This is a genomic window from Desulfobotulus sapovorans DSM 2055, assembly GCF_059569355.1.
This window is the reverse complement of record NZ_JCANVJ010000034.1, coordinates 16,071-28,896: the sequence shown is the minus strand read 5'-3', so window position 1 is coordinate 28,896 and position 12,826 is coordinate 16,071. Positions and strand designations below refer to the sequence as shown.

Below are 12,826 nucleotides of genomic sequence, written 5' to 3'. Positions count from 1 at the left end.
CTGCTTCCCGGATTGACCGACCGGATCAAGGCTTTTCTGGCCGACAAGGCATATGACGCGGCCCGGCGAGTCCTGGATGTTCTGGAGAAAGCAGATGTGGAAGCCGTGATTCCTCCTAAACGAAGTCGCACGGATAAGCGCTTATATGACAAGGAATTGTACAAAGAACGCGCCCTGATTGAAAACTTTTTTGCCAGACTCAAGCAATACCGCGCCATTGCTACTCGATACGATAAGCGGGCCGTCGTTTTTTTGGGTGCCATACACTTGGCAGCTTCCGTCATATGGCTTAACTGATGACACGCCCTAACTTCGATGCATCATCTGGACTCTGCACAGACAGTAAAAAGAATGAAAATATACGAGGTGTTTAAAAGAAATGAAACTTTCGATTGTTGCAACACTATATCAATCCGTACCCTATATTATGGAATTTTATCCCAGATGCAGTGCTATTGCCAGAGCTTTTGAAGGCAGGGGCCAATGTGCTTGGGAGAGCAAATACCCGGCGGATTCTTGATGCGGTTCATGAAGCCCAAGGAAAGGTTGTGATCCACAATAACCTTTACGGCACAGGAGACAGTGCGGTAAGAATTGTGGAGGAATTACAGTCATATTTTTTAAAAAAACGATAACCCAAGGTATGGAAAAGAGGAAGATTTGAAAAAAATTGCCATTGTCCAGTCGAACTACATCCCCTGGAAGGGCTATTTTGATATGATCGCCGCCGTGGATGAGTTTATCCTCTATGATGATATGCAGTTTACAAAAAATGACTGGCGGAATCGGAATAAAATTAAAACACCTCAAGGCATAAACTGGTTAACAGTGCCGGTAGGACAGAATATTAGACGGCTAATTAAAGATGTCCGTCTTGATGGCGATTGGCAGCAGAAGCACTGGAAATCCTTGGCAGCCAACTACAGGCGGGCTCCCTTTTTTAATGAAATAGCGTCATGGCTTGAGCCCCTCTACATAGAACAAAGCTATACCTTACTTTCTGAAATGAATCGGATAATGATTGAGGCCGTGTGCCGCTATCTGCATATCGGAACCATTATTTCAAGTTCATCCGACTATACCCTTGCAGATGGAAAGACCGAGCGCCTGCTGGATCTGTGCATGCAGGCCGGAGGCACAGAGTATATTTCCGGGCCTGCGGCCAGAGATTATATGGATGAAAGTATTTTTGAACATGCAAGTATCCGGCTGACCTGGTTTGATTATGAAGGGTATCCGGAATATCCCCAGTTGTGGGGTGAGTTTGTCCATGGCGTGAGTATTCTGGATCTTCTTTTCAACTGTGGCAGAAACAGTGGAAAGTATATGAGGTATGTAAGGACATGAAACTGTCTATAGTTGCAACCCTTTATCAATCTGCACCCTACATTGCGGAATTTTATGCTAGATGCACTGCTGTTGCCAGAGAATTTGCAGATGAAGATTATGAAATTATTCTGGTGAATGATGGCTCTCCGGATAGCAGTCTCGAACTTGCAGTAGAGCTGACAGAAACTGATTTCCATGTGGTTGTCGTGGATTTGTCCCGAAATTTTGGCCACCATAAAGCGATGATGACAGGCCTTGCCCATGCAAAAGGAGAAAAAGTTTTCCTTATAGACAGCGATCTTGAGGAGGAGCCGGAATGGCTTATTCCCTTTACAGAGCAGTTGATAAATAAATCTGCAGACGTGGTATATGGAGTTCAGGATAAGCGCAAGGGGGGATGGTTTGAGCATTGGAGTGGAAAATGGTTTTACTTTTTTTTCAATATCCTCACAGGGTTAAACCTGCCGGAAAATATTGTAACTGCACGCCTTATGAGCCGCCGCTATGTGCAGGCGCTGCTATGTCATAGGGAAAGAGAAGTTTTTATGGCAGGGCTATGCCATACAACGGGGTTTGATCAGTATCCCCATAAAGTCAAAAAGCTTAACAACAGTGAAACCACATATAATTTCAGAAAAAAAATGTCTTTGCTGGTAAATTCGGTAACAGGTTTCAGCAATGCTCCTTTGATTTATATTTTTTACATGGGTACTGCCATATCGTTTTTGTCGCTTTGCTATATTCTTTATCTTGTCACCCAGTGGTGGCTTGTTGCAAAATCCATATCCGGGTGGACATCGGTGATTGCTTCTGTTTGGCTTTTTGGGGGGCTGACAATTTCATGTATCGGTGTGATTGGCATATACCTTTCTAAAATATTTACGGAGATAAAACAAAGACCATACACTATTATTAGACATGTTTATTCAAAATCAACAAAGCAAAATGAGGTTATCTTGTAAACTTATATTACATTTATTTTATGAGAAAAGCTTGATTCACTTAAGAGAGCTTTTCAATATATCCTAAATTATTTTTTGGTTTAAAATATATAACTCAGGAGGTTATAATGTACGCAGTACATTTTCTGAAGACATTAAGGGATTTTATAGGTAACGATATAGTTTATTATAAAATTTTAAAAAAATATAACTCAGCAGACGTCCGCCGCCCATTCTCTGTTATAAACCCTGATAGATTGTTCATGGGTAAAAATGTTCTTATTCAATCTAACTGCCACTTTCATTGTGGTGGAAGACCATGGTGTTTAGGAAAAGGCAGTATCAAAATAGGTGATAATTGTTGGTTTTCAGAAAATAACATTTTATACGGTGCTGGAGAAATAGAAATTGGAAATTCATCAGGGACTGGTCCCGGAGTTATGATTTTTTCCTCAATGGATGATTATTCAATGAAATATGCAAAACTTGATCATATTGTCCATAGATTTAAGAAGGTTAGCATAGGTTCTTTTGTGAGGATTTTTTCAGGGGTAATTATTGCTCCAGGGGTTACAATTGGTGAGGGGGCCGTAATCGGAGCTGGTTCAGTTGTTATTAATGATATTCCACCATGGTCGTTGGCTGCTGGTGTGCCTGCAAAGGTTATTAAGCCTCGTTGAATATGAGCAAAATATAGATTGATCGCTTTTCTCAAAAAAATGGAATACGCTAACTTGCTGGTTAAAAATTCCACTCATCTACTGCAACCTGCCTGGACTTATTGAGAAGTTACAAAAGCTGACTATAAAGCTTTTAATTTTTAAGAAAATCCTGACTCAATACGGTTTGTATATTGCCTAAACATTTTTGAGGGTCAAAGATCATAAATATGAAATATATTATAAACCATTCCTACATATTTTTAACTGTTATTTTTGCTGTTGCAAGTCAGATGATAATTAAGTGGCAGGCATCAAAGTGTGTCCCAGATAATATGGAAGGTTTTTTTGAAAAGTTTTTTTTTGCAATAACCATGCTTTTGAACCCATATATTATAATATCTATAATGCTGACCTTTTTAAGTGGTTTATTTTGGATTATTGCAATGACCAAATTTGAGATCAGCTATGCATATCCATACACAGCCTTGGGCTATGTTTTTGTGCTTTTATTTTCGGTTCTTTTTTTTAATGAATCACTGAATTTTAGCCGATGTGTTGGTGTCTTATTAATAATTTCTGGCATATTTGTTGTCAGCAGGAGTATGTGAATGATTAATAAGAAGATATTTAAAAATAGCGCAACGTATAAGCTTAAAAAGGGGAAATATATATTTAAAAAAATAGAAGCCTCAGAAATTGTGGATGGCCTTGATGGCTTTAAAAACAAAATAAAAAAATTCCAAAAACTATATTACTTTTTAATCTATGCAATAAGTCCTGTTTATGTAGATGGTTCTGTGAGAAAATTTTTAAAAAGGTTTTATAAAAAAGACGATATTGTTTTAAATTTGGGTAGCGGTAATAGCATTATAAATAAAAATGTAATTAATGTGGACATTTTTCAGTATGGCAATGTAGATATTGTTTGTGATATCTCCGACCTCCCTTTTGAGGATAAGAGTATTGATATTATATTGAATCTTGCTGTTTTAGAACATGTTAAAGAACCCTCTGAAATTATAAAAGAGGTTCAGCGTGTATTAAAAGATGGTGGGATTGTTTATACTGCTTTTCCTTTTATTCAGGGGTTTCATGCATCTCCCTATGATTTTACGAGGGTTACCAGAGAAGGTATTCTTCATCTTCATAGAGATTTTGACATAATAGCTGTTAAGCCGTTTGGGGGGCCAACATCAGGAATGCTTTGGATACTTCAAGAATGGCTCGCTATTGCATTCTCATTTGGTAATAAAAAGATATATACGGCACTATATTTTTTATTCTTGATTTTACTTTCACCCTTGAAATTTCTGGATTATTTTTTAATCAAACATCCAATGGCTAAGAATATTGCATCGGGTTTTGCTTGTATTGCTAAAAAAAGATGACTTGTCACTATAAAAAGAAGGAGAAAATGAAAACCATCATACTCGCTGACGAGAGCGGTTCCGCCTTTATCCTCTCACACAGATTTCCAGCAAGCAGCTTCAGGCCATTTATGACAAGCCCATGATATATTATACTCCAAACGGTCAACCGTGGCACATTCGAAAATTTCAAATGCACCGATCAAGAGATTTTCCATATCGTTTCAAGACTTCCCCGTGTATCAAGAATGATCATGCGGAGTATAAAATCGGATGTCCCGAAGAAGCCGCCCTAACCAAGGACTTTCTCAGTCTGGAGCAATTTGAAAAACTTTTGCAACATATGCCCAACTATGAATACCGGGATTATCTGGCAAGTCTTGCTTTTGAAACCCGTATGCTGAGGGAACTTAAATGACGGGAGAAAACATACCTTTTAACAGGCCTTACATGACCGGTAAGGAACTGTATCATATTACCCAGGCGCATTTCGGAAATATGCTGGCAGGTGACGGCCCCTTTACCCGTCGCTGCCATGCCTGGCTTGAGAAAAGTACAGGCTGCCATAAGGCCCTTTTGACCCACTCCTGTACAGCAGCCCTGGAGATGGCGGCGATTCTTCTGGATATCCAGCCCGGTGATGAAATCATCATGCCTTCCTATACCTTTGTATCCACAGCTAACGCCTTCGTATTGCGAGGTGGCGTTCCGGTTTTTGTAGATATCCGGGAAGATACCCTGAATCTGAATGAGCGCCTGATCGAAGAAGCAATAACGCCACGTACAAAAGCCATTGTTCCTGTCCATTATGCCGGAGTACCTTGTGAAATGGATGAGATTATGGCAATCGCCAATCACCACAATCTCAAAGTAGTTGAAGATGCTGCCCAAGGCATTATGTCCACATACAAAGGACGCCCCCTTGGTTCAATAGGCCACATTGGTTGCCTGAGCTTTCACGAAACTAAAAATATTATTTCTGGAGAAGGTGGAGCTATCCTTATTAATGATAAAGACCTAACCTTACGAGCAGAAATTATTCGTGAAAAAGGTACCAATAGAAGCCAATTTTTCCGTAACCAAATAGATAAATATACATGGTGTGATATAGGATCCAGCTACTTGCCGGGAGAACTCACCGCAGCATTTTTATGGGCACAAATGGAAACCGCTGAAGAAATAACCCAGAAGCGGCTTGATATATGGAATAAATATCACAAAGCTTTTTCAGATTTGGAAGAAAAAAAAATATTGAGACGCCCTATCTTACCAGAGGGAATAAAACACAACGCACACATGTACTACCTTCTCCTCCTCAACCTGGCAATACGATCAAAATTTATTGATTATATGAATAAAATGGGCATTTCAACGGTTTTTCACTATGTTCCCCTGCATACTGCTCCGGCAGGTATAAAATATGGACATTACGAAAAACCTCTGATAGTAACGGATCAACTATCTGAAAAGCTTGTAAGATTACCCTTATGGATTGGCCTTGATGAATGCCAAGATAGGGTTATTGATGTGATACATAATTTTTTTGCACTGGAAGAATGCAATGAATGAGATAACCTCAAGAGCGACAAAAATTTTTATTGTTTTTTTGACAACTTTTTTTTGCTGTCTGAATGTCACCTATTTCCTCAGCTTGGCCGCCAACCCACTCATACTATCCGATGCCTGGTATTTTTTTGACGTCAATATCATGAAATGGATTACAGATGGATTAAGCGTAAGTGACTTCTTTGTAAAAAGAAGTATTGACGATCATGCACAGCCTCTGAATAAAATTTTTCTGTATGCCAATTACAAATTTTTCAATTTAGATTTCAGATGGGAATCACTAGCAGGTTTATTGGGGTTATTTTCAATAATTTTCTTTTTCACCTTTCTCTTTTTCAAAAAACTTAATTCCAACTCAGTACCGATTAAAAATATCCTCATGTTTTTCATGGCACTAATGGTCATTACATCACTCAATTCAACTGAGCTGTACACATGGTCATTGGTTACATTTTCATTCATTACCCTTTCAATTGCTTTTACCACAGCTTGGTTTACATGGAGATCTATTAAAAAAAATACCATAGTTGCTCCGTTGTTATTCTTTCTATTTTCGATTCTTTTCATCGGTGATACAGCTTCCATCATCCTCTGGCTAAGTATGGCAACAACATTAACACTGGTTTGTTTTAATAAAGAACAGGAATTCAGGCGAAAGACTTTCACTTGGCTTCTACTATCTGGCATACTCACAGGTAGCATTTTTCTAATCATCAACTGGACATTCTTAACAGCAGAATCAACTAAAACGGCACACAGAGTAAACAATCTAATCCTGACTGATATCAATACCTATCTTGAAGCCATAAGAATTATTTTTTCATCTTCGATCATGCACGGTATCCATCTGGCAAACTTTGAAAACCATAAATTTTTTATATCTTGGGCAATAAGTATCCCCATAATATTCTTTTATCTAAAGCATTTTATTGATTTAATTTTAAAAAAGACAGAAATCAAAAACATTGATTTTTTAGTTACCTTTATTCTCATTTACGCATCACTATCGATTACTGCAATTTTATTCGGGAGAATTTCTTATTTCGGAATTGAATATTTGAATCAACCCAGATATGTACTCATTTATCAGCTCATACCTTTCGCTCTTTTTATCAAGTGGACATTCTCTGAAAAAGAAACTGTAAAAAAACACAGATGGCAACATATGCCGATGACATTGCTCTTCTTAATATTTATGTCTATTCAATACAGCATATCAATACATGCATACTGCAGTGTTCCATGGATTTGGCGATGGTATGCAGGCCAAGTCAAAGTCATTGATAATTATTTAAAAAATCCAACAATCCCAACTGGAAACTGTACAGATCTCTCAAAGCCTCTATGCGATCTCTCCATAGACAAAAGAAACGATCTTCTCAAAACATTAAAAACCAAACAATTAAACCTGTTTAACACGAACTTTCAACATACCTATCGACTGATTCCCACAAGTAGTGATCCTCTTGCACAATATATCGATTTAATACCAGAACCGACTCACACAAAATATTTTTTAAAATCATCTGGCATGGCCTCAGGCCCATCCCATGTTAGCATGGAAAACGGAACAGAAGATATCAACCTCCTGCGCGGTTTTACAGTGATCGGACTCAACCCCCTACAAAATCCTGTAAAACTCGCCCACATTGATACATGTGCCCATGGTACTCAAATCCAAGATGCTGTCAAACTGGATGGTAATTTCAAATCTGTCATGGATAAGCATCAAGATGATTATGACGCATTTGCAATCTTGGTACATGACAGTGCCCTTTGTGATAACAATAATTTTTCACAGCTTTTTGATGGTTTGAATCTTGAAAAATGGAAAGAAATCGGTTTCAGAACACCATATATCGGCATTATCATGAAAGATGAATCCTTCTTTGAGTTCTCTGGTGAAGAAAACGCATCTCTTGCACGCAAACTAACTTTATACGCCAAATAACTTAAAGATTTAAAATTCTCATCTTCAAAATATATCAGGATTAACAGTCTTATGATTTCTATTATTTTTGTAAACTACAACGCAGGCCCCCTCCTTGCCCGGTGCATTGCCTCCGCCCTGCCCCAGGCCCAGGAGATCCTTGTCATTGACAATGCCTCCCAGGATGACAGCATTGCCCTCTGCCAGAAGGAGTTCTCCTGCGCCCCTCAGGTCAGAATCTTTCAGAACGATAAAAACCTGGGATTTGCGGCAGCCTGCAATCAGGGCATAGGGTACGCAAAGGGAGACTTCATTCTCTTCCTCAATCCGGACTGCCTCCTCAGCGAAAAAGCCATTGGCACTCTCATGGACGCACTGCTCTCCGATCCACAGGCAGGCATGACAGGAGGGCTTCTGCTCAACCCCGACGGCAGCGAACAGGAAGGCGGACGCAGGGCCATCCCCACACCCTGGCGGGCCTTTGTCCGTGCCTTTGGCCTGCACCGTCTGGCCGGACGATTCCCAGAACTTTTCTTCGATTTCCACCTCCACACCCAGACCCTTCCCCCAGCCCCATGCCCGGTGGAAGCCATTTCAGGTTCGTGCATGCTGGTGAAGCGGGAAACCATTGCTGATGTCGGCCCTTGGGATGAAGGCTATTTTCTCCACTGTGAGGATCTGGACTGGTGTATGCGTATGGGACAAAAGGGCTGGAAAATCCTCTTTGTTCCTTCAGCCCCGGTTTTCCACGCCAAGGGCGCATGCAGCAAAAGCCGCCCCCTTTTTGTGGAATGGCACAAGCATAGAGGCATGATCCGTTTTTACAGGAAATTTTTCTCTAAGGATCTGCCCCTGCCCCTTATGCTCCTGGTGATTCTTGGGGTATGGGCACGCTTTTCTCTAGTGGCCCTGAAACGACTGGTAGCCAAACCATGATCTCAACAAACGAATCCGCCATGACACAGGACAGACAGGCCCCCATCACCGTGGGCCTCATCGGTGCCACAAGCTTTGTGGGCGAAACCCTCATCCCCCTTCTTATGCAATCCGGCTGTGAGGTCAGTGCCTTTTCACGCAAAACCATATCCGGCACCCCAAAGGGCATCACCTGGAAGATCCTCCCGCAGCCTCCCTTCACAGCACCCTGCCCCCAGGTGCAGCAGATTTCCCACTGGATCTGCGTTGCCCCCATATGGGTTTTACCACAGTACTTTCCCTTTCTTGAGGCCTGCGGTGCACAGCGCATTCTGGCCCTTTCTTCCACCAGCCGCTTCACCAAAACCGCATCCCCAGATCCAGAAGAGCAGGACATCGCAAAACGCCTTATATCCGGAGAAGAGGCCTTTCAGGCATGGGCTTCGGAAAAAAGAATCACCTGGATCCTCCTCCAGCCCACCCTGATCTACGGGCTGGGCAAAGACCAGAACATCAGCCAGATTGTCCGCGTCATCCGAAAACTGGGGTTTTTTCCCGTACTGGGCAAGGCCTCCGGTCTGCGCCAGCCCCTTCATGTGGAAGATCTGGCACAGGCCTGTCTTGCCGGAATTAAACGTCCCGCAGTCGCCAACATGTCCTATATTCTTTCCGGTGGCGAAACCCTTGCCTACCAGGAAATGATACGAAGAGTGTTTACAGCCATGGGCCGGTCTCCCCGTATTCTTCCCCTCCCCCTTCCCGCCTTCCACCTTGCCTCACGTCTGCAACAACTTCTTACATCTTCCCGCTCCTGGTCGCCTGCCATGGCGGAACGCATGAAGCAGAACCTCACCTTTTCCCACGAGGCGGCCAGCCGGGATCTTGATTTCAGGCCAAGACCTTTTACGCTCAGGACTATCGACATTCATTCCTTATAATGATAAAGACCTAGCCTACCGACGCAGTGGGAGAGAAGGTGGGCATGACACCATCCCACCGCCTGAACAGAGGCTTGATTTCAAGGAAAACCCCAGGCATGCTTTTCTGGATTCTGCTTATCCTGACGGCTTTGCTGTCCTTTATCCTGACCCAGGTACTGCGACGCTACGCCATCTCCCGCAGCATGGTCGATATCCCCAACAACCGCAGCTCTCACCTGATCCCCACCCCCCGTGGCGGCGGTATTGCATTTGTACTCAGCTTTCTTGGAATGCTCTGCCTGCTTACCCTGGCAAAGGTTGTGCCCTGGAATCTCTGTCTTGCGCTTCTCGGCGCAGGAGGTGGCATCGCTTTTCTTGGATTTCTGGATGACCGGGGGCATATCGCTGCACGTCTGCGTTTTGCAGCCCATTTCGCAGCTGCCAGCTGGGTGCTGTACTGGCTGAATGGAATGCCGTCTCCTGTGTTTTTTGGCTGGACAATGGCGTGGGGATGGGCGGGAACAGTTTTTGGTCTTCTCTATCTTGTCTGGACGCTGAATCTCTACAACTTCATGGATGGGATAGATGGGATTGCTGGTATGGAAGCCCTTTTCATCAGCACAGGCGGAGCCCTTCTGTATCTTTTTTCAGGCCACCCCTCCCATGCCATTCTGCCCCTTTTTCTTGGGGCTTCGGTTCTGGGCTTTCTCTTCTGGAACTACCCGCCTGCAAAAATCTTCATGGGAGATGCGGGCAGCGGTTTTCTGGGCATCACTCTTGGTATACTGGCCCTTCATGCGGCCTGGACAGACTTCCAGCTTTTCTGGAGCTGGCTTATCCTCTTTGGCATTTTTATTGTCGATGCCACCCTGACCCTGCTGCGCCGCCTGTTTTACAGAAAAAAGATCTACAGACCCCACAGAAGTCATGCCTACCAGTATGCCGCGCGTCGCTTTGGCGGTCACAGGCCCGTACTCCTTGCAGCTACAGGAGTCAATCTGTTCTGGCTGTTTCCCCTTGCGATTCTCGCAGGGACACAGATACTGGAAGGTATCCTTGCTTTAGGAATCGCCTATATTCCCCTCATTCTTCTGGCATGGCATTTCAAGGCAGGGGCGGAGCATTTGCAGCCCTAAGACTTCCTTTTTTGCCAGATAAGATCCACAACATCACACTGGGGATGATATCCATCCACACTCTCCATTAAAATGGATCGGAGTCCATCACAGTTACAGGTATCCGGTGCGCCATGGGGAAAACAAAAAAACATTGCACCATGGATACGATTCACCCAATCCGAAAGCTGCTCCCAGGAAGGTCTGACCTCACTGGCCCGGAATATTTTTGGATGCGATGTCCGTGTCTTACCCTCCGTATCAATCAAAAGTTCTTCATATAGCTTTTCCCCAGGCCGCAAACCCGTAAAAACGATTTCGATATCCCCGGAAGGATTCTCGCTGTCCCGGACAGTCCGTCCGGAAAGAAGAACCATCCTGCGTGCAAGCCCCATAATGGAAACAGGCTCTCCCATATCCAACAGGAAAACCTCTCCGCCTTCCGCCATGGCCCCTGCCTGAACGACCAGCTCTGCAGCCTCTGGAATAGTCATAAAAAAACGATTGATTTCAGGATGGGTGACCGTAATCGGCCCTCCAGCTTCGATCTGTTTTCGAAAAAGAGGGATGACGGATCCGGAAGACCCCAGAACATTGCCAAACCGTACCATGCTAAAACAAGTTGTATTTTTGGCCCCCATGGCTTCTTCCGATGGTATAAGAAGCGGACTCTCCAGAACAGGCAATCCACTCAAAGCCTGAAGCACCATCTCTGCCATACGCTTACTGGCACCCATGACATTGGTGGGGCGTACTGCTTTATCCGTAGAAATCAGAATAAAATGCTCCACACCGGCAACAAGGGATGCCTGTGCCGCTACCAGCGTACCAAAAAGATTGTTTCGAATCCCCTCTGCCATGTTCTGTTCTACAAGGGGGACGTGCTTATATGCCGCAGCATGGTAAACCGTATGCACCCTGAAACTCCGCAATGAGGCCAGGATACGTCCCCAGGCACATACAGAACCCAGGACAGGAATAATTTTTGTGGGCAAGTCCTCTTTAGTGCATATCTGCAAAAGTTCCCGTTCAATTGCGTACAGGGAAAATTCTGAATGTTCAAAAAGCACCAGAACCTCAGGCCCCTGCTTCAAAACCTGACGACAAAGCTCAGAGCCTATGGATCCACCAGCACCTGTCACCATGACATTTTTCCCTGTGATGCATCGGGAAAGCAGCTCTTTTTGGGGGGCTACAGGATCCCTCCCCAGAAGATCCATAATATCCACATCCTGAATATCCTGAATTGCCACCTTTCCTTCGGCAAGCTCATTCACACTGGGCAGCGTTTTTACATGGACATTCAGGTTTTCAAGGTGGGAAATGATTTCCTGCTTTCTGGATCTTGAAACAGATGGCATTGCTAAAAGGACATAGCGAATGGCATACCGATCTATGAGCTTTTGCAGCTGATCCGGATGCATGACGGGATAACCCGACATCACGCGACCCTGTAAAACCGGATCATCATCCATAAAAGCAACGGGCAAAAATTCTTTACTGCGAATCAGGGCTCCCATCAGCTCAAATCCTGCAGCACCAGCCCCATACACAACCACAGGAGCGGCATCGGGTTTATCCGGAAGCCGTGCACGAAGGAACAATGTTTTCAGGCGCATGTTCTGGTTGATAAGATTGCGAACCAGAAAACGCGCTCCTCCAATGAATAAAATCCCGAAAAGCCAATAATTAATCACCACAGATCTTGGGATAACACTCCCATGGTCTTTCATCCAAAAAAAAATAAGCGCGAGAATAAGAGCAGAGAGGGTAACGGCATGGAAAACGGTTTTCATGGCATCCGCACCAATATAGCGGATGATGGCACGATAAAGGCCCATCCTGATAAAAACCGGTATGGAAAATAAGGGGGTCACCACGAAAAAGAAGTTCAGCTCCCGGAACCGTACATTTTCAAACCCCAAACGCACACCAAAAGCCAACCATAGGGAAAACACCACAAGAAAGGTATCTGCAACGAGGATAAGAAGTCTTTTCTGCCATCGCGGGAGGGAAATCAAAAATTCGACAATCTCATCTTTAAAAAAGCTGCCTGGCATATGCCTTTTCCTGAAAAACGG

General features: G+C 43.6%; 12 protein-coding genes. 11 read left to right on the top strand and 1 reads right to left on the bottom strand.

Annotated elements, in window-relative coordinates; all coding sequences use genetic code 11:
• The 11 genes from BR04_RS16000 to BR04_RS15950 form a co-directional block, all read left to right on the top strand.
• A partial coding sequence (locus BR04_RS16000; RefSeq protein WP_496357023.1) for a transposase occupies positions 1-297 on the top strand: 297 nt, incomplete at its 5' end.
• Between the two features lie 363 nt (positions 298-660).
• A complete protein-coding gene (locus tag BR04_RS15995; protein WP_496357022.1) occupies positions 661-1,347 on the top strand; it encodes a WbqC family protein in 687 nt (228 codons plus the stop codon).
• Complete coding sequence (locus BR04_RS15990) at positions 1,344-2,291, top strand: glycosyltransferase family 2 protein (RefSeq protein ID WP_496357021.1); 948 nt, start codon at positions 1,344-1,346, stop codon at positions 2,289-2,291. The genes BR04_RS15995 and BR04_RS15990 overlap by 4 nt, the downstream gene beginning before the upstream one ends.
• A gap of 107 nt (positions 2,292-2,398) precedes the next feature.
• A complete protein-coding gene (locus BR04_RS15985; RefSeq protein WP_496357020.1) occupies positions 2,399-2,950 on the top strand; it encodes an acyltransferase in 552 nt (183 codons plus the stop codon).
• Between the two features lie 209 nt (positions 2,951-3,159).
• A complete protein-coding gene (locus BR04_RS15980) occupies positions 3,160-3,540 on the top strand; it encodes an EamA family transporter (RefSeq protein WP_496357019.1) in 381 nt (126 codons plus the stop codon).
• On the top strand, positions 3,541-4,320 hold the full coding sequence (locus tag BR04_RS15975; RefSeq protein WP_496357018.1) for a methyltransferase domain-containing protein: 780 nt from the start codon (positions 3,541-3,543) through the stop codon (positions 4,318-4,320).
• Between the two features lie 393 nt (positions 4,321-4,713).
• Entirely contained in the window at positions 4,714-5,868 is a 1,155-nt protein-coding gene (rffA, locus tag BR04_RS15970; protein ID WP_496357017.1) for a dTDP-4-amino-4,6-dideoxygalactose transaminase, read from the top strand.
• On the top strand, positions 5,861-7,816 hold the full coding sequence (locus BR04_RS15965) for a hypothetical protein (RefSeq protein ID WP_496357016.1): 1,956 nt from the start codon (positions 5,861-5,863) through the stop codon (positions 7,814-7,816). The genes rffA and BR04_RS15965 overlap by 8 nt, the downstream gene beginning before the upstream one ends.
• A gap of 51 nt (positions 7,817-7,867) precedes the next feature.
• Positions 7,868-8,731, top strand: coding sequence for a glycosyltransferase family 2 protein (locus BR04_RS15960; RefSeq protein WP_496357015.1), 864 nt, complete (start codon positions 7,868-7,870; stop codon positions 8,729-8,731).
• 20 nt (positions 8,732-8,751) lie between these two features.
• A complete protein-coding gene (locus tag BR04_RS15955) occupies positions 8,752-9,648 on the top strand; it encodes an NAD-dependent epimerase/dehydratase family protein (RefSeq protein ID WP_496357014.1) in 897 nt (298 codons plus the stop codon).
• A 98-nt stretch (positions 9,649-9,746) separates the two neighbouring features.
• Entirely contained in the window at positions 9,747-10,766 is a 1,020-nt protein-coding gene (locus BR04_RS15950; RefSeq protein ID WP_496357013.1) for an MraY family glycosyltransferase, read from the top strand.
• On the opposite strand, the gene BR04_RS15945 is transcribed toward BR04_RS15950, so the two are convergent.
• The gene (locus tag BR04_RS15945) at positions 10,763-12,805 is read right to left on the bottom strand and encodes a polysaccharide biosynthesis protein (protein ID WP_496357012.1); all 2,043 of its coding nucleotides are present in this window, start codon (positions 12,803-12,805) and stop codon (positions 10,763-10,765) included. The two genes, BR04_RS15950 and BR04_RS15945, sit on opposite strands and share 4 nt — an antisense overlap.
• Positions 12,806-12,826: the final 21 nt, after the last annotated feature.

Coding starts and splice junctions, on each gene's coding strand:
- BR04_RS15990 (WP_496357021.1), top strand. CDS start 1,344: ATGAAACTGTCTATAGTTGCAACCCTTTATCAATCTGCACCCTACATT.
- BR04_RS15985 (WP_496357020.1), top strand. CDS start 2,399: ATGTACGCAGTACATTTTCTGAAGACATTAAGGGATTTTATAGGTAAC.
- BR04_RS15980 (WP_496357019.1), top strand. CDS start 3,160: ATGAAATATATTATAAACCATTCCTACATATTTTTAACTGTTATTTTT.
- BR04_RS15975 (WP_496357018.1), top strand. CDS start 3,541: ATGATTAATAAGAAGATATTTAAAAATAGCGCAACGTATAAGCTTAAA.
- rffA (WP_496357017.1), top strand. CDS start 4,714: ATGACGGGAGAAAACATACCTTTTAACAGGCCTTACATGACCGGTAAG.
- BR04_RS15965 (WP_496357016.1), top strand. CDS start 5,861: ATGAATGAGATAACCTCAAGAGCGACAAAAATTTTTATTGTTTTTTTG.
- BR04_RS15960 (WP_496357015.1), top strand. CDS start 7,868: ATGATTTCTATTATTTTTGTAAACTACAACGCAGGCCCCCTCCTTGCC.
- BR04_RS15955 (WP_496357014.1), top strand. CDS start 8,752: ATGACACAGGACAGACAGGCCCCCATCACCGTGGGCCTCATCGGTGCC.
- BR04_RS15950 (WP_496357013.1), top strand. CDS start 9,747: ATGCTTTTCTGGATTCTGCTTATCCTGACGGCTTTGCTGTCCTTTATC.
- BR04_RS15945 (WP_496357012.1), bottom strand. CDS start 12,805: ATGCCAGGCAGCTTTTTTAAAGATGAGATTGTCGAATTTTTGATTTCC.